This window comes from Faecalibacterium sp. AF28-13AC, assembly GCF_003478405.1.
GTDB classification, from domain to species: domain Bacteria; phylum Bacillota; class Clostridia; order Oscillospirales; family Ruminococcaceae; genus Faecalibacterium; species Faecalibacterium prausnitzii_E.
Map to the genome: position 1 here is coordinate 196,980 of NZ_QUFG01000005.1, position 15,509 is coordinate 212,488.

A 15,509-nucleotide genomic window follows, 5' to 3' on the forward strand; every position below is an offset into this window, starting at 1 on the left:
AATTTGAACGAAGAAATTAAAGTTGGATATTTTATCATGAAACCAGTCGAAACTCAAGAACAATGCGATCAATATTCTACGATGGCGACACAGCTAAACGACCATAATAGTTCTGCGTTGCCAGGTAGTGTTCTTTGGGCCATTGATGACAAAGAAGACCGCTATGAGATTATTGAATCAGGTACGGTTCCAACCGAAGAAGAAGCTCTCAAACCTCGTAAAGAAGACAAAATTTCTGAATCAAAAACGACACTGTCTGCATATCTGGCTGCGCACCCGATTCAGTGGTCAGACGGCAAGTATTACAGTGTTACGACTGAGAAACAGGCATTGCTGACCTCGAATTTGGCGCTGTATCAAATCTCCGCCACCGCCGGGCAATCGTTCAAGCTGACGTGGAATTCGACTGGTGACGAGTGCGTGGAGTGGAATTACGAAGAATTGGCCGCACTTGCTTTGGCAATTGGAACTTATGTAAAGCCATTTGTATCTCGTCAGCAGGAGTTGGAGCTTGCCATTAAGAAATGTACGACCCAGGCAGAACTGGACGCCATTGAAATTACATACGATCCTGTGCTGACCGCATACTTGGCCGAAGCCGGTAAGGAGGTCGTCTCATGAATGATGTCAGAATAAAATACAAAGAATTAGCAAAGTGTATCGCGCTCTTCCTGATTGGAGGGGCGCTTTATTATTGCATCGAAATTCTTTGGCGTGGTTATTCGCACTGGACGATGGCTGTTGTGGGCGGCATTTGCTTCGTCGTGATCGGTGGATTGAACAATTACATTCCGTGGGAAATGCCGATGTGGAAACAAGGTCTCGTCGGAGCACTATTTGTAACCGGCATGGAACTGGTAGTAGGCATCCCGTTGAACCTGATGATGGGCTTGCATATCTGGGACTACTCTTCCCTACCCTTCAATCTACTGGGCCAAATCTGTCTCCCATTCACTGTGCTATGGTTCTTCCTTGCGCTATTGTGCATCTATGTTGATGATTGGCTGCGCCATTTGTTATTCCACGAACAGAAGCCAGAATATCACTGGTAATGCGATAGCTCTAAGCTAAAAAGAAAGAATCCCCGATGGAAAACCACCGGAGACTCTTCCCTTGCCTAATCGACATACTAGCTCGACGAAAAACTAGCATGCTTGGAATATATCATATCGTCAAGAAATTGTCAACAGAAAGGAGAAAATATGGCACAGGAAATACTAAAACCCTTTATCCTCGATGAGACCGGAAAGGAGCTTACCGCAGCAATCCAGACATTTGATACGAACTGTACGACCAATACAGAATCCATCGTGACTGCATTGCAGAAAATTGCCGAGCAACTGGCCGCATTGAATAAAACGCTGACGCCTAAAAATGATACCACTGGCGGCTCTACTGCTGGAGGAGGTGGTGTTACAGAATGATTGGATTGTTAAATGCTGGTCCGCACGTTTATACTTTTACCATTGAGCAGTTATGGACATCAATCCTTGGTGTTTGTGGAGGGATCACAGCAATTGCAGCTGCCGTCGCCGTTATTCTCAGCGCAATCAAGAAGGCAAAAGAACCGGACACGAAACAGAATGCAAAGCTGGACGACCATGACAAACATCTCGAAGATGTAGACCGCAAACTCAAGAATGATCAGGAAGTTCTGGACTTATATCGTTCTAAAATTTTGTCACTGGAAGAACACCAGAAAGAACAGGACATCATTGTCGAGGAACATAGTCGTAAAATCGCTGGCGTTGAACAGCGTGTAAATCGAAGCGAACATGGAATCAATGTAATGATGAAAGCTCTGCTGGCTCTGCTCAGTCATGGTATTGACGGAAACGCAATCGACCCGATGAAAGAAGCGAAAGCTGCTCTGGAAAGCTATCTGATCGATGGACAAAGTTCAAAGAATACTTGATACATAACCCGGTTGGCTGTATGCCGCCGGGCTTTTATTTTGGAGGTGCTTATTATGATGGAACTTGTAAATGAATTGCTTACTACCCTCGTGAAGCTGGTCGTTACTGCTGGCGGTTCTTATCTGATTGCATACGGTCTTCCCTGGCTGAAGAAGATTGGTCTGTACAAGATGGTTCAGATCGGTGTTATGGCCGCAGAGAAGCTGGCCGAGTCTGGGGCAATCCCCAAGGTGGATAAGAACGCCAAGGCAAAAGAGATTCTCGGTATGCTTGGTATCAAGGTCACTCCTGTGATCGAAGCAATGATTGAAGCTGCCGTCAAGGAGCTGGACACTCAGGAGAACAAAGTCAAGAATGAACTGAAGAAAGACTGAGGTGACTCCTTATGGCAGTAAATACATATTCAATGAAGAAAGATTGGAATAAAAAGGTGTCGGCTCATTTTTCCGTCTATGAGTTCGCCTGTTCTGATAAGAGTGATATGGTACTGGTTGACACCTCATTGATTGAAGTGTTGGAACAGATTCGGGCTCATTTTGGAAAGCCTGTAAAAATCAATTCGGCTTATCGCACTCCTGCATATAACATTTCAATTGGTGGCAGCCCGCGCAGTCAACATTGCCTTGGAACTGCAGCAGACATTCGCATCGTTGGAGTTGACCCGATTCAGATTGCGCTCTATGCGGCCTCTCTTCCCCTTTATGCTAAGCGTGGCGGTATCGGCTATTACAGCCGTGTCGGCCTGAAAGATGGGTTTGTGCATGTTGATGTCCGATCCTGGTCGTCTCGCTGGATCAGTAAGGCTGGTACTGCTTATGTGAGCGTAAGCAAAATCATGCCTACCATCAAGCAGGGAGCTAAAGACTGTGTGGGTAGAATCAGCTACGCGGTAACTGTACTACAGCGGCATCTTAGTATTACAGCGGATGGAAATTTCGGGGCTGGGACAAAAGCAAAACTGATCGAATATCAGAAAGCACATGGTCTGACTGCGGATGGAATCTGTGGGCCTGGCACATGGGGTTCATTCACTTGATGACTATGCAACAGTTACACGCAGGAGATAAAATCAAATTAGACGGAACGCTATTTGCAAACAGCCAGACACACTGCGGAATGCGCCGCTTTGGTGAATGGTTCATCTACGATGGGAAACTCGTCAATGGGCGCTATCGGGTGACAAATCTTGAAAGCCGCATTGGTAAGTATCCTATTTCAGTGAACGTATCTGGATATGTTGAACCTAGCGATATTAAATTAGTTGACAACGCGAATGGATATTGATATTATTATTCCAAGGAGAAGATACCATATCTGTTATTATTCGCGGATGCTATATCGGTGAATGTCAGTCCAAGGTTATAATTTCAATCGTTGAAACAAGCGAATCAAAACTATAAATAGAGTGTAGGAGATTGCAATATGAATAACGAAAACAAGATTGTTGTGACTAGCTGGACGGGAAAGTCTTGGGAGATGACGCCAGAACAAATTGAAGCAGCTTACCGTTATAGAGAACTTCAGTATCGTATTGATAATGCTAAGAATCAGCTCGAATTTAATGCGGACTGGATTGAAGAAAAATACGGTTGTTCTATTGATGAGGTTATCGGATATGTTGAAGAGTTCCTTCAGGATAATATTGAATGCAATGTGTCAGAAGATAGCTCGTGGATCAACTACTTCATGGAAATGTTTAATGGAAAGAAAGATAACAATGACTGATTGATTGGTTTACTAGACTACGAATAATAAAAATAGATGGGGTATTGATCCTTAATTGGACCAGTACCCCATTTTTTAGCATTTCTCTTCCGCCTTTAATGTTCTCTACTCCAACCATAGACTCATACATCCCACAATGAACCAACTCCTGTTGATAAAAAGCATCTGCATCAATGATTTTCCACATAGCGCCCATAAAGCCTGGCTTTATAAGCTCCGTAAAAATTCATACAATTCAATCTTGCCTTGTAACCAGATGGCATCGTCGCCGGATTTCAGATATACCGAATAGATTTCATCAGGATGCTCGAAGATAAATTCCACTTTCTTAGCTGTATTCCGATCAATAAGCATACTGCCCATAATTACATTATCCTCCTTCCTTAAAACACATGCCAGATCACTTTATTGTGCAGAGATGGCTCAATTTCAAACGCTTTACTATAACTCAGCGTTATGCTTGAACCTTTTACACCTCATAATTCAAATAGCGTTTGATATCATCCTCAAGGAGCATTAACACAATTTTATCAAATGTCTCATGTGCCTTTTTATAGATAGCAATTTCAAGCGCAGATGGCTCACTCCATAAGTTCAGGTATTCAAGAGCCTTGTTGTAAGCCCCATTCTCTTTGTTGTTCCCACCATGGTTATAATTATAAAAGTCATAGCAAAGTTCAAGAAATTCAGAGTTGCTCATTTCATTGACATATTTTAGTGCTCGCTTAGTTTTTTCTTCATCAACAACAACCAGCATAATCGTTCCCTTAAATCTTAGCTTTTATCAAATTACTCTTTTGCAGCGTCCAGAAGCATCTTGGCAAGTTCTTTCGCTTGTTTTACTGTAAGATGAACCTCTTGGCATTCAACGTCAACGAAAAACACGACACGATTCGTCTCTTTTTCTTTGTGGATGCTAAATTCCACAGGGCTGCCCCATTCGTCGGATGCTTCTAAGCATTTATAGTTTAATTTCATTACGAACCCTCCTAAAGCTCAGCTTTTATCAAGCGTTATCACAGGAAACAGCCATCCTGTTTTGGGGTTTGAAAACACAGTATCATATTCAATTCTGTCAAAAGAGCCAATGATTCCACCACATTCCTTGCATCTGATGTGCTCATACCACATAGCTTTCTCCTATTTCTCCCAATAATATTCACGAATAGCATAGCTGCAAAAATCTTCAGGCTTGGTATATACGGCGTTAGAATCATCCAGAGTGAAATGAGCACAGCTGCATGATTCTCCTTGCTTATCCCATGTGTTCCAAAGGTTGCAATCCTTACAGCGAACAACTTTGATTGCATCCACCTCTGGGACTTTATTTAATCGGCTTCGCAAGGTTCTGTATAATGTCTCCTTGTTAGAATCCACTTTATCAACGCCAATCATTGGTTCATACATCCCACAGCGAATCCATTCTTGTTGATAAAAGGCATCTGCGTCAATAATTCTTCCCATGGCATTTCACCTCTTTTTTATCTCAGCTTTTATCGGATGATGCGACGTTTTTTCGCATTGAATTCAAGCACCATCTTCTTGTACTCCGCATAACACTCCGGGCACAGGTCGCCTGTATCTTTCCTCCAACCCCATCCATGAAGCAGAGCTCTGTTTGTATCATCTATATGAACAGTAACCCCACAACGGTCACATTCTGTTTGCATATATCTACCATTCGCTTTTTTCATTACAAAACCTCATTAAGTCTTAACTTTCATCAGATTGAAAAATATCGTTCCGCGATTTCGTCATACAGTTCTTCTTTGGCGAGATTATAAGCAGAAACGCAATCAAATACGTTTCCGGAAACACTAAAACGCTCTCTGATTCGTTTAATCTGAACTTTCATAGCTTCCATTCCAAAGGTAAGCACTCCATTATTCTTATCTTCTTTGATTGCTTCTACAATCTTTTCAAGTTCCTTTTTCGTACAATCATAGAACAGGTTTTTCTCAAATATCAGCATATAAAATCCTCCTACTAGAACTCAATCATTTTATTTTCTCAGACAGCCATTCTTTCCAGCCACTTACGGTTTGCGGGCAATTATCCTGTTGAGCCACAATTTCATTCAATGTTGCCGCGAGTTCTTCGTCGCTCATTTCGCGGATGGCCTGTGCTTTATTGTTTCGACGCCCAAATTCATCCTTGCTGTGTTTGTGAAGAATGAAGCCGAGTGCGATATCAAGTATCGTTGGGTTGTTCATTGTTTCACCTCGTGGAATGTGATAGGCATATCTTCCGGATTGGCTGCAATCGCCATCGGAGATAGCCATTTTAAGATAAGTTTTCGTTCTTCTGGTTGCGCTTTGGGTCCTGTCCAGAAATGATGCCAGTGGCCACGACGCATATGAGGACGCGGCGACTGATGTTCAGATTCTTTGTATTCTTTTTTCCTGGATTGTTCTTTTGCTTTCTGTTGACGAATCGCTGCTCCGACACGAATGCCAACGTCCCACTTTCGAATTTCTGAATATTTATCCTTGACCGTTTTCCCTCTCTTTGTGATAAAAGACTGTTCAGAACTTGGCGTGATTTCTGCGTTCTGTGCAAGAATATATAATATCACTTGAAGGATTTGTTTTAGGAATATTTTTGTTTCTGCTGAATCCTGCATTGCTCTTAATGCCAGGCGCTTTAATTCCTTATCCCCGTTTGTATTTTCAAGCGCCTGTTTATCGAGCATATCTACACTTTCTTCTATAGTCTTTGCTCCGATATGAATAGAATAGCTGAATACATCTCCGTCGTCCGTAAGGAAAACTGGCTTTAATTCTTTATCTCCGTTGTTAACATCATACTCTAGCGTTACAAAGAATCCATGGATTTTATCTGCCTTATAATATGTGTTTGGGAGTTCCACATAAAAGCATGGATACGGAAGCTGTAATAATATTTCGTCAGGAACATCAAGTTCTCCATCCTGCTCAAACAAAAGATTTTTCAGATCTTCGTCGATAACGTAGACCTCTTTACTTAGTCTCCACGGAGCTATTGCAAAGATTGCTTGAGCCACAGATGTCATTCCCATTCTTATATCAATAGGAAGTTTGTTTAGGTCATATCCTTTAGATGCAACTGCTAATGCAGCACTCATAGGAGCATAACACCAATCAGGCCACGATCCAAGTTGTGGAGATCCATTTTCACTATGAAACATCTCCATCTGCTCCCAAGCCTTGGGATATTGTTCTGATATTTTCTTTAGTACAAAAAGAGGAAGATAGATTTCTTTTTTCATGAGTCAATCTCCGGGATTACAAAATAGGTTCTTCGCGGATATTTATTGTTTATTACCGTCTACCATAACAACAACACCATCTTCAACCAGGTCGCTCGGCCTGACGTTCAAAGCCTTCGCGATATTTTCTACAACGATATTTTTCGCATCACAAAGTCTCGAATCTGACGCTTCATAATTTCGAATCTGCCGGTCAGACAGGCCAACGATTTCAGCAAGCTGCTTCCCGGTGAGGCCAGCCTTTTTGCGATAATATGCGAGGGCAGTGATCTTATTTTTGTCCTGGAACCACTTAGAAGCACGAACCGAAGCAAGTAAATCTATTCCCTTATTCGCGTCATTGATGATTTCTTTATTATCGTAATCCATCAAGATGAGAGCCAGTTCGTTTGCTCTTTCTACCAACTTTTTTGTCTGAGCATCTTCTTTGGGACGGCAACGATGAACTTCCTGCTGAATCAGCTCCACATATTTATGGGGGTTGACGATTTTAATAGTCGGAAAACGAAGTTCGATATTTGCGCAGACGCCAGAGAAAGTCGTTCCATCAACCGGAAAACGAGAATGATTGGATGCGATTTCTTCACAGACGGCACGGAAAAAGCCCAATGCTTGTCCAGCAGAATTGGGAACGTCAAATGGCGTTGTTTCAATCTTCTTTTCATGATTGATTTCAAATTCGTAGAATCCCTCTGGGAGATCCTCTTTTTTCGCATAGATCCAAATCGTGCTGGTCTTCGGATTATCGTTGTACGGGTCATAATTAACAAGAGAATCCGAACCATGTGCCACGACACTCAATTCGATTCCGCCTTGTCCGCCGAGTATACCGGGCTTATATTCGATCGTAGCGCGGTCAAGAGTATAGCCTGCTACGTTGCCGATGTTCATTTGCTTCGCCAGCATCTTAAAGTTTTTTTCGATTGCGTCTTTGATGTCCGTGCCTTCAATGTTAAATTCGGAAGCGCCGGATCTGTGTACTCTGTAAGTCATGGTTGATACCTCCTGTTTGTTTTATGATTTCATTATACACTTCTCGTTTCCTATTGTCAACAGAGGAAGTGGATTTCCTTTTATCATATTAGGAAGTATACAAGAAAAGGCGCAGGTTGCCCTACGCCTTAATGGTTTCAAATGCGATTTTCAATTTTAATACTTCGCTGATAGCGCTTAGATTGTCACATCGTAGCCCTTTAGTTTAAGACTCAAAATCGGATTCGACTACTGCGCTGCGTGCACCGCTGTGGTGTAAATTGTGTGCCCTTGCGGAAATTGGTGTAGTAGTGGTGTAAAACCAGTAATTTTCCGATGTATGAACCTATATTTTATACGATGATACGACGTTTTTGATCTATATTTTCAAAATTAGGTTTATTATACTATATTTTGTCAGGATTCTCAAGTGCCGAACGCCCCATTTTTGAGGGAAAATCTCACAATCTTTTCCATCTCAGGCCCGGCCGCCTTGGTCTGCCCGACAAAGATGCTGTGGGGACCATCATTTTCTCCGTTTTGCGGGTGCATTGCGCTCGCCGCGCTTTGCGCCCTGCCCCACCGGGCCGCGGGGGCGGCGCTCGGCCGCTTTGGATTGCAGCGTAGCGCTGCGGGTCTGGGCACGGCCCTTGGCGGCTGCGGCGCGCAGGCCGTTGATCTCTGCCTTGGTCAGCTCACGGTAGGTGCCCGGCTTGAGCATCCCCAGCTTGACGACGCCCTCGGCGTTCCGCTTCAGGCGGACGACTTCCAGCCCGACGGCCTCGCACATCCGGCGGATCTCGCGGTTCTTGCCCTCTTTCAGGGTCATCTCCATCACGGTGCGGCCCGGCTCGTCGGTCACGACATTGATGGCACAGGGCATGGTCTTGGTGCCATCGTCCAGCACGACGCCGGAACTCATCTTCAGGATCTGGCTCTCGTCGGCACGGGGCTGCACGGTAACGCAGTACAGCTTGGAGATGCCGCCGGACGGATGGGTGACGGCCTGCGCAAAGGCACCGTCGTTGGTCATCAGCAGCAGACCCTCGCTGTCCTTATCCAGGCGGCCCACCGGGTAGAGGCGGGCGGGGATGTCGCTGACCAGCTCCATGACGGTCTTGCGGCCCAGCTCATCGCTGGCGGTGGTCACGTAGCCGCGGGGCTTGTACAGCGCCAGATAGTAGAGCTGCTGGTTCTTCTGAATGTAGATGCGCTCATCATCCACATGCAGCACATCGCGGTTGGGGTCCATCTTGTCGCCCACCTTGGCCGGGTGGCCGTTGACCTTGACGCGGCCCTCAGCAATGATCTGCTCGGCCGCGCGGCGGGAGCACAGGCCCTGCTCGCTCATGATCTTCTGAATACGTTCTTCTGCCATTGTTCGTTTACTCCTTGTGCGCCTCCCGGCGCTCAAAATGCACCGCGCTGAAGAGCCCTGCCCTTGCGGGAAAGGTGGTACGCAGTGCCGGATGAGGGTGCGCATGTTCGCGCGTTTGCCTCATCCATCTTGCTTCATTCGGCTGCTCCCCTCAAGGGGAAGCTCATGCGCCTTTTCTTACGCGTTGGGCGCTTCGGGGCCGGTCTCCGCGGGGGCCGCCTTGCCGCCCTTCCTGTCGATGAGGACGCTAACCTTCTCCACCAGTTCGGGGATCATGGTCAGGGCGCGGTCCACGGTGTTGGCCCCGTCGGACAGCTGGATGGTGCGGACACAGCCGTCCTTGATGACAAGGAAGGCCACCGGCTGGATGTTGACGCCCGCGCCGGAACCGCCGCCGAACAGGTCCTTGTTGGCAGCATTCTTGCCGTCAAAGTCCGTGCCTGCGGACGCAAAGCCAAAGCTGACTTTGGACACCGGAAGGATGGTGGTGCCGTCCTCGGTGGTGATGGGCTTGCCCACGATGGTGTTGGAATCCACCATCTGACGGACCTTGTCCATCGTGACGTTCATTAAACCCTGGATCGGATGCTCAGCCATAAAATCGGCCTCCTTATTTCAATGAGTGGGAAAAAGCGGGAACGCTTTCTCCGGAACTGCCCCCGCCGCAGCGGACAGGCAGAACACACCATACAGTTATATTATAACCAAATTATAGGAAGACGTCCAGCACTTTTTCGCGCCAGAACTCGTAAAGCACACGCACTGCCGTGAAGACGATGGCATACGCCTGTGCCGACACCCGGAAGGACACCCGGTCCTGCACCGTCGGCTGGGCCGAGCCGAAATCCGGAAGCAGCCGCAGCTGCTCAAAATCGAGATAGACGAACCGGTCGAGGAAGCCCAGTGCCGGATAGAGCCAGGCGTTCAGGCTGCCATAGCTGAGGGCAGCTTCGGCGGGGTCCTCACCCCGGACGCCCAGCACGACGTCGATCTTCGTGATGCGCAGCGACCCGATGATGGCTCTGGTCAGCCGGCCCGCCCCCCGCAGGATGGTGCAGAGGATGTTCAGGGTCAGCCGGGCCTTTTTGCGGGGCGGGGTCTCCGGCCTGGGCTTCCTGTCCGCTTTCTGTTCGGCCGGTTTTTTCTTCTTTTTCTTTTTCGGCTTTTCCGGTGCAGGATACTGGAACACCGGCAGGGTCAGCCCCAGCGCACCGGCCCGGATGGTCAGCACATCGTTCTCCCACTGCACGTCCGCGCAGAAGGGGCAGAACAGCAGCACCACCGCCAGGATCAGCACCACCAGCAGCAGGACGCCGATCCCTTTCAAGAGAACGAGCAGCACCGCTCCCAAAACGCTCAGAACACTCATACCTCTCCCCCGCTTTCTTCCCTGCTGTGGATGGGCGGCAGGTCGTCCAGGCTGGACAGGCCAAAGCACCGCAGAAACACATCCGTCGTCCGGAACGCCACCGGCCGTCCGGGCAGGTCCAGCCGCCCGGCCTCTTCGATGAGGCCTTTTTCCAGCAGGCCGGACACGCTGGACGAGGAGTCTACGCCGCGCACCTGCTCAATGAATGCGCGGGAGACCGGCTGGTTGTAAGCGATGACGGTCAGTGTCTCCATCGCCGCCGGGCCCAGCGGCACCGAGCGCCGGGTATCCAGCACCCGGCGGACCGGTTCGGCAAAGTCGGCCTTGGTAGCCAGCTGCCAGTGGGTGTTCAGGTGGAGCAGGCACAGGCCGCTGTCCTCGCGGGCATAGCGGGTGCGCAGCTCTTCCAGCACCGGCTCCACGCTGGAGACCGGCATCTGAAGCGCCTGGGCCAGTTTGTCGGCTCCGATGGGTTCCGCATAGGCAAAGAGCATCGCCTCCACGGCGGCTCGCAGTTTTTTCTGGTTCATTCGTTCTCCTTTGTGCGTTCCAGCCGCCCGCGGCGCATGGTCATCGCACCGTCCGGGCCGAGGGTGACACGCCCGCCGCGCACCAGTTCCAGCAGGGCCAGAAAGGTGGCCACATGGGTGCTCCGGCTCTGGCGGCGGGAAAACAGCTGCCCCAGCTTCCGGGCACTGCCCCCGATGAGCTGGCGCAGGATATAGACCACCCGGCTGTTCACCGACACCACCGGCGCGGACACCAGCGGCTCGAACTGCTGCTGGGTGGGCTGCCGGACGACGGCCGCTTTCCGGCCCGCCAGCGCCTGCCAGCAGTCCGCCAGCACCTGCGGCGAGTGGAAGAGGTCGTAGGTGTTGTCCTGCTCCACTTCCAGCGGTCTCCGGACGAAGACCGGGGCCTGCTCCCCTTTTGCGCGCAATGCCCCGGCCATCCGGCGGCACTGGTCGTACTCGATGAGCTGGCCGGTCAGTTCCTGTTTCATCCGCTCGCCCTCTTCGCTGCGGGGCAGCAGCAGATAGCTCTTCATCTCCACCAGATGCGCCGCCATCTCGATGAAGGCGCTGGCCGTCTCCGGGTCGGCTCCGGCGTCCGCCGCCACAGTGCAGGTGTACTGGTCGATGAGTTCCAGAATGGGGATGTTGTGCAGGTCCATCTTGTGCTTCTGCACCAGCGTCAGCAGCAGTTCCAGCGGGCCCTCGAAGTCCGCCAGATGGAACGTCAGCTCTTCTGCCACTCAGATCACCGTCCCGATGGATGCGTAATACATGGAATAGGCGATCTGGTCGATGTAGCCGGTGCCCAGATCCAGCAGGTCCCACACGGCATCGTTCAACAGGGTAAGCGGGCCGTCCAGAAAGCCGCTCCAGACCACCGCCAGCATGACGATGAGGATCACCCGCTCATATTTCATGATGCCGAAGTAGATGCGCTGGGGCAGCACCGCCAGCAGCACCCGGCTGCCGTCCAGCGGCGGCACCGGGATGAGGTTGAACACCGCCAGACTGACGTCCATCATGACCAGATATTGCAGGAAGCGGGCTGCAAACACGGTTCCGACCGTGACCGGGGCCCAGTAATACAGCAGCTTCCAGACCACCATCGCGAGGTAAGCCAGGAGCAGATTTGCCACCGGGCCTGCCAGCGCCGTGAGCGCCATGCCCGCCTTGGGGTTCTTGAAATTGCGCGGGTCGGTGGAGACCGGCTTTGCCCAGCCCACGCCCGCCAGCACCATGCACAGGGTGCCCATCAGGTCAAAGTGGCGGAACGGGTTCAGCGACAGCCGGCCCTCCCGCTTGGCCGTAGGGTCGCCCAGCAGCCAGGCCGCGAGGGCGTGGCCCGCTTCGTGGAACGGGATGGCGACCAGCGTCACCAGCGCCCGGATCAGATAGTACAGTCCGCGTGAGGTCATCGTATTCTCCTAACAGTGGATTATTTTGTCTTATTGTACTATGTTTTTCGATTTCAGACAAGGGTTTGGCCCACAGATAAAAAAGGTTGCAGAAATTTCAAAAAAATGCTTGCAATTTCTGCCCGACTCTGGTACAATAGTCAAGCTGATTATTTTGAATTCCTTACTTCACTGCTAGGAGGTGCAAGTATCATGGCTAAGTGTGAATGCTGCGGCAAGGGCGTTACCTTTGGTATCAAGGTCTCCCACTCCCATCGCCGTTCCAACCGTACCTGGAAGCCGAATGTCCGTCGTGTCAAGGCGGTCGTGGAGGGTTCTCCCAAGTATATCTACGCATGCTCCCGTTGCCTGCGCGCTGGCAAAGTTACCCGCGCTGTCTAAGTAGCTGCATTTGCCGGTCACTTTGTCGAGTGACCGGCTTTTTTGTTTTCCAGGAGGAGGTTTTTCAGATGGCTCTGCCCCATGACCCCATCATGCTTTTGAGCATGGTGAACCTGAAGCTGCGCGACTTCTACCCCAGCCTCGACGCACTGTGCGACGACCTGGACGAGGACAAGGCCGCGCTGTGCGCAACGCTCGCTGCCGCCGGGTATGGATACGACCCGGTGCGGAATCAATTCGTATAAATTCAGGAGGATGCTTTCATGATGCAAGGTACCTATTATAAAGAGTGGAGCCGGATGCTCGGCCGCGAAATGGAGTTCAAGGTCTATGGCACGGCCGGTGTGCCGGTGCTGGCCCTGCCCGCCCGCGGGGGCCGTTTCTACGATTGGGAAAACAACGGGATGCCCGAAGCAGTGGCTTCCCTGCTGAGCAGCGGCAAACTCCAGCTCTTTACCGCCGACGGCATCGACGCCGAGAGCCTGCTGGCCGGGGATGCTGCGCCCCGCCGCCGGGCCGAGATGCAGGAAAAGTATTTCAACTACCTGTCCACCGAGCTGGCCGCCCACATCCGGGAACTGAACCAGACCAAGAAAGGCCAGCTCATCTGGTGCGTCGGCGTGGACACCGGTGCCTGTCAGGCCGTCAACTGCCGCCTGCGCCGCCCGGAGGTGTTCGGCGGTGCCATCGGCCTGTCCGGCCTGTACGACATGAGCCGCTTTCTGGGCAGCGCCGAGGACGACCTCGTGCTCCGCAATGCCCCCCTCGCCTACCTGACCGAGACCGGCCTCGTGGACAAAAAGGCCTTTGCCAAGGCGGAGGAGAACGACCTCATCCTCTGCGCCGGGCAGGGCAGCTACGAGGAAGAGGCACAGGCCGACACCCGCGCCCTCTCCGAGGCCCTGACCGCCGCCGGGCTGCCCGCCCACTGCGAGTTCTGGGGCAGTGATGTCTCCCACGACTGGTACTGGTGGGGCAAGGAGCTGCACCTGTTCGCAGAACGCATCTTTGGAGAAGGAGGAAGTCATGCCTGAATTTGTGATCGGTGCCCGCGGGCACGATTTTGGCCGTCACACCCCGGATGAGTTGTTCGCTTCCATCGGCAAGGCGGGCTTTGCCTGCACCCAGCTGGCCTACACCAAGGCCATTGAGGGCGTGAAGAGCTATGCCGATGTCACCCCGGAACTGGTCGAAGCCACCCGCGCTGCAGCCACCGCTGCCGGTGTTTCCATCGCGGTGAACGGCACCTACGTCGAGCTGAGCTATGCCGACGAGGACAAGCGCCGCGCCGAGGTCGCCAAGGTGCTGAGCCAGATCCCGGTCGCCAAAGTGCTGCACGCCGGCTGCATGGGCAGCGAGACCACCAACATGGCCAAGCAGCCCGGTGTCACCCGCAAGGAAGCGCAGGAAGCCCTTCTCCGCAGCCTGGGCGAGATCCTGCCCGTCTGTGAGGAGCAGGGGGTGCTGTTCGCCGTGGAGTGCGTCTACTACCACGCCATGAACACCCCGGAGGCCGTCAAGATGGTGCTGGACACCATCGCCAGCCCCAATCTGCGCGTCCTCTGCGATTTTGCCAACTACGTCGGCCCGGAGGATGCTTCGCTGGACGCGCAGCGCCGCATCTGGGACAAGGTGGGCAGCTGGTACGGCGACAAGATCGCCGCTGTCCACTTCAAAGGCCAGAACTTCCGGCCGGACGGCACCCTGTACTCCACCAGCCTGGAGGATTCCTGCGTGGACTATGCAGGCGGCTTCGCCATGCTGAAGCAGATGCCGCAGGCCGCCTTCCCGGTCCTGCGCGAGGAAGCCGTCCCCGCCCGCGCCGCCAGCGACATCGCCTTTATGCGGAAATTCTGCGAATAAGCGCTTGCCTTTCAGGAGTTGTTGATGCTCCCCCAGTCACCTACGGTGACAGCCCCCTCTGAGAGGGGGCCTTTTACAGCTGACCCTTGCGCCAAGGCTCCCTCCATGAGGGAGCTGGCACAGCGACGCTGTGACTGAGGGAGTTTGCAGCAACTCCTTCTTTTTTTGTCTTCTGTGTTCACAAAAAATTCACAATTGAATTTTCATTTCCTACTTGTTCTGTAGGACAAGCTGTGCTACAATGCCTTTGTACGAAAGATACCCCCAAGGGGTAATTTGAAAGGAGTGGTTCCCATGAGCAGCGAGATGGAACCCTGCCCCCGCTGTGCCCTGCACGAAGCGTCCCCTGCCCCCTGCTGCGAAGATGCAGCTGCCGAAACAGCGCAGGCCGAAGCAGAGACCCTGAACGCCTGCTGCTGCCGCCACAAAAAGCGGAGCGAGGAGGAGTACAAGAGTCTCATCCACCGGCTGAACCGCATCGAGGGCCAGATCCGGGGCATCCGCGGCATGGTCGAAAAAGACGTCTATTGTGCCGACATCCTCGTGCAGGTGGCGGCGGCAAACTCTGCGCTGAACGCCTTTTCCAGAGAGCTGCTCAGCCAGCATGTGCGCACCTGCGTCGCGGACGACCTGCGCGCGGGCAGCGACGAAAAGTTGGATGAGCTGCTGAAATTGCTGCCCAAACTCATGAAATGACCCTTTTTCGGACAAGCTGACCCATCGCAAGG

Annotated in this window: 28 protein-coding genes; 13 read left to right on the forward strand and 15 right to left on the reverse strand. The window is 51.5% G+C overall.

Features of this window, described 5'->3' with window-relative positions:
* Positions 1 to 3 precede the first annotated feature (3 nt).
* The 8 genes from DWY95_RS09035 to DWY95_RS09065 all read left to right on the forward strand — a co-directional run bounded on the left by DWY95_RS09035 (position 4) and on the right by DWY95_RS09065 (position 3,641).
* Positions 4 to 621 carry a hypothetical protein gene (locus tag DWY95_RS09035; RefSeq protein ID WP_118553266.1) on the forward strand — a complete coding sequence of 206 codons (618 nt, stop codon included), beginning with the start codon at positions 4 to 6 and terminating at the stop codon, positions 619 to 621.
* Positions 618 to 1,052, forward strand: a complete 435-nt coding sequence (locus DWY95_RS09040; RefSeq protein ID WP_118553267.1) for a hypothetical protein — start codon at positions 618 to 620, stop codon at positions 1,050 to 1,052. Before DWY95_RS09035 ends, DWY95_RS09040 begins: the two co-directional genes overlap by 4 nt.
* A 150-nt stretch (positions 1,053 to 1,202) precedes the next feature.
* Positions 1,203 to 1,424: a hypothetical protein gene (locus tag DWY95_RS09045; protein WP_118553268.1), complete on the forward strand. Its 222-nt coding sequence runs from the start codon at positions 1,203 to 1,205 to the stop codon at positions 1,422 to 1,424.
* Positions 1,421 to 1,915, forward strand: coding sequence for a hypothetical protein (locus DWY95_RS09050; RefSeq protein WP_118553269.1), 495 nt, complete (start codon positions 1,421 to 1,423; stop codon positions 1,913 to 1,915). The genes DWY95_RS09045 and DWY95_RS09050 overlap by 4 nt, the downstream gene beginning before the upstream one ends.
* 54 nt (positions 1,916 to 1,969) lie before the next feature.
* Entirely contained in the window at positions 1,970 to 2,290 is a 321-nt protein-coding gene (locus DWY95_RS09055) for a hypothetical protein (protein ID WP_118553270.1), read from the forward strand.
* 11 nt (positions 2,291 to 2,301) lie between these two features.
* Positions 2,302 to 2,952 (forward strand): D-Ala-D-Ala carboxypeptidase family metallohydrolase, encoded by a 651-nt coding sequence (locus tag DWY95_RS09060; protein WP_118553271.1) that lies wholly within the window; start codon positions 2,302 to 2,304, stop codon positions 2,950 to 2,952.
* Complete coding sequence (locus DWY95_RS16870) at positions 2,949 to 3,200, forward strand: hypothetical protein (protein ID WP_147365961.1); 252 nt, start codon at positions 2,949 to 2,951, stop codon at positions 3,198 to 3,200. Before DWY95_RS09060 ends, DWY95_RS16870 begins: the two co-directional genes overlap by 4 nt.
* A gap of 138 nt (positions 3,201 to 3,338) precedes the next feature.
* Positions 3,339 to 3,641: a hypothetical protein gene (locus DWY95_RS09065; protein ID WP_118553272.1), complete on the forward strand. Its 303-nt coding sequence runs from the start codon at positions 3,339 to 3,341 to the stop codon at positions 3,639 to 3,641.
* A gap of 207 nt (positions 3,642 to 3,848) precedes the next feature.
* On the opposite strand, the gene DWY95_RS17080 is transcribed toward DWY95_RS09065, so the two are convergent.
* From DWY95_RS17080 to DWY95_RS09130, 15 genes are all read right to left on the reverse strand, one after another.
* On the reverse strand, positions 3,849 to 4,004 hold the full coding sequence (locus DWY95_RS17080) for a hypothetical protein (RefSeq protein WP_158577554.1): 156 nt from the start codon (positions 4,002 to 4,004) through the stop codon (positions 3,849 to 3,851).
* A gap of 106 nt (positions 4,005 to 4,110) precedes the next feature.
* Complete coding sequence (locus tag DWY95_RS09070) at positions 4,111 to 4,398, reverse strand: hypothetical protein (protein ID WP_118553273.1); 288 nt, start codon at positions 4,396 to 4,398, stop codon at positions 4,111 to 4,113.
* 32 nt (positions 4,399 to 4,430) lie between these two features.
* Positions 4,431 to 4,619 (reverse strand): hypothetical protein, encoded by a 189-nt coding sequence (locus DWY95_RS09075; protein ID WP_118553274.1) that lies wholly within the window; start codon positions 4,617 to 4,619, stop codon positions 4,431 to 4,433.
* Between the two features lie 162 nt (positions 4,620 to 4,781).
* Entirely contained in the window at positions 4,782 to 5,105 is a 324-nt protein-coding gene (locus tag DWY95_RS09080) for a hypothetical protein (protein WP_118553275.1), read from the reverse strand.
* Positions 5,106 to 5,134: 29 nt separating this feature from the next.
* A complete protein-coding gene (locus DWY95_RS16875) occupies positions 5,135 to 5,335 on the reverse strand; it encodes a hypothetical protein (RefSeq protein ID WP_147365962.1) in 201 nt (66 codons plus the stop codon).
* A gap of 29 nt (positions 5,336 to 5,364) precedes the next feature.
* Entirely contained in the window at positions 5,365 to 5,613 is a 249-nt protein-coding gene (locus DWY95_RS09085; RefSeq protein WP_118553276.1) for a hypothetical protein, read from the reverse strand.
* Between the two features lie 25 nt (positions 5,614 to 5,638).
* Positions 5,639 to 5,854, reverse strand: a complete 216-nt coding sequence (locus DWY95_RS09090; protein WP_118553277.1) for a hypothetical protein — start codon at positions 5,852 to 5,854, stop codon at positions 5,639 to 5,641.
* Positions 5,851 to 6,888, reverse strand: coding sequence for a hypothetical protein (locus DWY95_RS09095; RefSeq protein WP_118553278.1), 1,038 nt, complete (start codon positions 6,886 to 6,888; stop codon positions 5,851 to 5,853). Before DWY95_RS09095 ends, DWY95_RS09090 begins: the two co-directional genes overlap by 4 nt.
* A gap of 42 nt (positions 6,889 to 6,930) precedes the next feature.
* Complete coding sequence (locus tag DWY95_RS09100; protein WP_118553279.1) at positions 6,931 to 7,881, reverse strand: helix-turn-helix transcriptional regulator; 951 nt, start codon at positions 7,879 to 7,881, stop codon at positions 6,931 to 6,933.
* A gap of 505 nt (positions 7,882 to 8,386) precedes the next feature.
* Positions 8,387 to 9,238: a pseudouridine synthase gene (locus DWY95_RS09105; RefSeq protein WP_118553280.1), complete on the reverse strand. Its 852-nt coding sequence runs from the start codon at positions 9,236 to 9,238 to the stop codon at positions 8,387 to 8,389.
* 177 nt (positions 9,239 to 9,415) lie between these two features.
* Positions 9,416 to 9,835 (reverse strand): GerW family sporulation protein, encoded by a 420-nt coding sequence (ytfJ, locus tag DWY95_RS09110; protein WP_118553281.1) that lies wholly within the window; start codon positions 9,833 to 9,835, stop codon positions 9,416 to 9,418.
* 112 nt (positions 9,836 to 9,947) lie between these two features.
* A complete protein-coding gene (locus tag DWY95_RS09115) occupies positions 9,948 to 10,607 on the reverse strand; it encodes a DUF2953 domain-containing protein (RefSeq protein ID WP_118553282.1) in 660 nt (219 codons plus the stop codon).
* Positions 10,604 to 11,137 (reverse strand): SMC-Scp complex subunit ScpB, encoded by a 534-nt coding sequence (scpB, locus tag DWY95_RS09120; protein WP_118553283.1) that lies wholly within the window; start codon positions 11,135 to 11,137, stop codon positions 10,604 to 10,606. The genes DWY95_RS09115 and scpB overlap by 4 nt, the downstream gene beginning before the upstream one ends.
* The gene (locus DWY95_RS09125) at positions 11,134 to 11,862 is read right to left on the reverse strand and encodes a ScpA family protein (protein ID WP_118553284.1); all 729 of its coding nucleotides are present in this window, start codon (positions 11,860 to 11,862) and stop codon (positions 11,134 to 11,136) included. Before DWY95_RS09125 ends, scpB begins: the two co-directional genes overlap by 4 nt.
* Positions 11,863 to 12,537 carry a site-2 protease family protein gene (locus DWY95_RS09130; protein ID WP_118553285.1) on the reverse strand — a complete coding sequence of 225 codons (675 nt, stop codon included), beginning with the start codon at positions 12,535 to 12,537 and terminating at the stop codon, positions 11,863 to 11,865.
* A gap of 192 nt (positions 12,538 to 12,729) precedes the next feature.
* On the opposite strand from DWY95_RS09130, the gene rpmB reads away from it, so the two are divergent.
* From rpmB to DWY95_RS09155, 5 genes are all read left to right on the forward strand, one after another.
* Complete coding sequence (gene rpmB / locus DWY95_RS09135) at positions 12,730 to 12,918, forward strand: 50S ribosomal protein L28 (protein WP_005932647.1); 189 nt, start codon at positions 12,730 to 12,732, stop codon at positions 12,916 to 12,918.
* 68 nt (positions 12,919 to 12,986) lie between these two features.
* On the forward strand, positions 12,987 to 13,163 hold the full coding sequence (locus DWY95_RS09140; RefSeq protein WP_097792091.1) for a DUF4250 domain-containing protein: 177 nt from the start codon (positions 12,987 to 12,989) through the stop codon (positions 13,161 to 13,163).
* Between the two features lie 18 nt (positions 13,164 to 13,181).
* The gene (locus DWY95_RS09145) at positions 13,182 to 13,952 is read left to right on the forward strand and encodes an alpha/beta hydrolase-fold protein (protein WP_118553286.1); all 771 of its coding nucleotides are present in this window, start codon (positions 13,182 to 13,184) and stop codon (positions 13,950 to 13,952) included.
* Positions 13,945 to 14,781, forward strand: coding sequence for a sugar phosphate isomerase/epimerase (locus DWY95_RS09150; RefSeq protein ID WP_118553287.1), 837 nt, complete (start codon positions 13,945 to 13,947; stop codon positions 14,779 to 14,781). Before DWY95_RS09145 ends, DWY95_RS09150 begins: the two co-directional genes overlap by 8 nt.
* A 294-nt stretch (positions 14,782 to 15,075) precedes the next feature.
* Entirely contained in the window at positions 15,076 to 15,477 is a 402-nt protein-coding gene (locus DWY95_RS09155) for a metal-sensing transcriptional repressor (RefSeq protein WP_118553288.1), read from the forward strand.
* Positions 15,478 to 15,509: the final 32 nt, after the last annotated feature.

Excerpts from the sequence above, each read along its gene's own strand:
- DWY95_RS09040 (WP_118553267.1), top strand. The coding sequence starts at position 618 with ATGAATGATGTCAGAATAAAATACAAAGAATTAGCAAAGTGTATCGCG.
- DWY95_RS09045 (WP_118553268.1), top strand. The coding sequence starts at position 1,203 with ATGGCACAGGAAATACTAAAACCCTTTATCCTCGATGAGACCGGAAAG.
- DWY95_RS09050 (WP_118553269.1), top strand. The coding sequence starts at position 1,421 with ATGATTGGATTGTTAAATGCTGGTCCGCACGTTTATACTTTTACCATT.
- DWY95_RS09055 (WP_118553270.1), top strand. The coding sequence starts at position 1,970 with ATGATGGAACTTGTAAATGAATTGCTTACTACCCTCGTGAAGCTGGTC.
- DWY95_RS09060 (WP_118553271.1), top strand. The coding sequence starts at position 2,302 with ATGGCAGTAAATACATATTCAATGAAGAAAGATTGGAATAAAAAGGTG.
- DWY95_RS09065 (WP_118553272.1), top strand. The coding sequence starts at position 3,339 with ATGAATAACGAAAACAAGATTGTTGTGACTAGCTGGACGGGAAAGTCT.
- DWY95_RS17080 (WP_158577554.1), bottom strand. The coding sequence starts at position 4,004 with ATGGGCAGTATGCTTATTGATCGGAATACAGCTAAGAAAGTGGAATTT.
- DWY95_RS09070 (WP_118553273.1), bottom strand. The coding sequence starts at position 4,398 with ATGCTGGTTGTTGTTGATGAAGAAAAAACTAAGCGAGCACTAAAATAT.
- DWY95_RS09075 (WP_118553274.1), bottom strand. The coding sequence starts at position 4,619 with ATGAAATTAAACTATAAATGCTTAGAAGCATCCGACGAATGGGGCAGC.
- DWY95_RS09080 (WP_118553275.1), bottom strand. The coding sequence starts at position 5,105 with ATGGGAAGAATTATTGACGCAGATGCCTTTTATCAACAAGAATGGATT.
- DWY95_RS16875 (WP_147365962.1), bottom strand. The coding sequence starts at position 5,335 with ATGAAAAAAGCGAATGGTAGATATATGCAAACAGAATGTGACCGTTGT.
- DWY95_RS09085 (WP_118553276.1), bottom strand. The coding sequence starts at position 5,613 with ATGCTGATATTTGAGAAAAACCTGTTCTATGATTGTACGAAAAAGGAA.
- DWY95_RS09090 (WP_118553277.1), bottom strand. The coding sequence starts at position 5,854 with ATGAACAACCCAACGATACTTGATATCGCACTCGGCTTCATTCTTCAC.
- DWY95_RS09095 (WP_118553278.1), bottom strand. The coding sequence starts at position 6,888 with ATGAAAAAAGAAATCTATCTTCCTCTTTTTGTACTAAAGAAAATATCA.
- DWY95_RS09100 (WP_118553279.1), bottom strand. The coding sequence starts at position 7,881 with ATGACTTACAGAGTACACAGATCCGGCGCTTCCGAATTTAACATTGAA.
- DWY95_RS09105 (WP_118553280.1), bottom strand. The coding sequence starts at position 9,238 with ATGGCAGAAGAACGTATTCAGAAGATCATGAGCGAGCAGGGCCTGTGC.
- ytfJ (WP_118553281.1), bottom strand. The coding sequence starts at position 9,835 with ATGGCTGAGCATCCGATCCAGGGTTTAATGAACGTCACGATGGACAAG.
- DWY95_RS09115 (WP_118553282.1), bottom strand. The coding sequence starts at position 10,607 with ATGAGTGTTCTGAGCGTTTTGGGAGCGGTGCTGCTCGTTCTCTTGAAA.
- scpB (WP_118553283.1), bottom strand. The coding sequence starts at position 11,137 with ATGAACCAGAAAAAACTGCGAGCCGCCGTGGAGGCGATGCTCTTTGCC.
- DWY95_RS09130 (WP_118553285.1), bottom strand. The coding sequence starts at position 12,537 with ATGACCTCACGCGGACTGTACTATCTGATCCGGGCGCTGGTGACGCTG.
- rpmB (WP_005932647.1), top strand. The coding sequence starts at position 12,730 with ATGGCTAAGTGTGAATGCTGCGGCAAGGGCGTTACCTTTGGTATCAAG.
- DWY95_RS09140 (WP_097792091.1), top strand. The coding sequence starts at position 12,987 with ATGGCTCTGCCCCATGACCCCATCATGCTTTTGAGCATGGTGAACCTG.
- DWY95_RS09145 (WP_118553286.1), top strand. The coding sequence starts at position 13,182 with ATGATGCAAGGTACCTATTATAAAGAGTGGAGCCGGATGCTCGGCCGC.
- DWY95_RS09150 (WP_118553287.1), top strand. The coding sequence starts at position 13,945 with ATGCCTGAATTTGTGATCGGTGCCCGCGGGCACGATTTTGGCCGTCAC.
- DWY95_RS09155 (WP_118553288.1), top strand. The coding sequence starts at position 15,076 with ATGAGCAGCGAGATGGAACCCTGCCCCCGCTGTGCCCTGCACGAAGCG.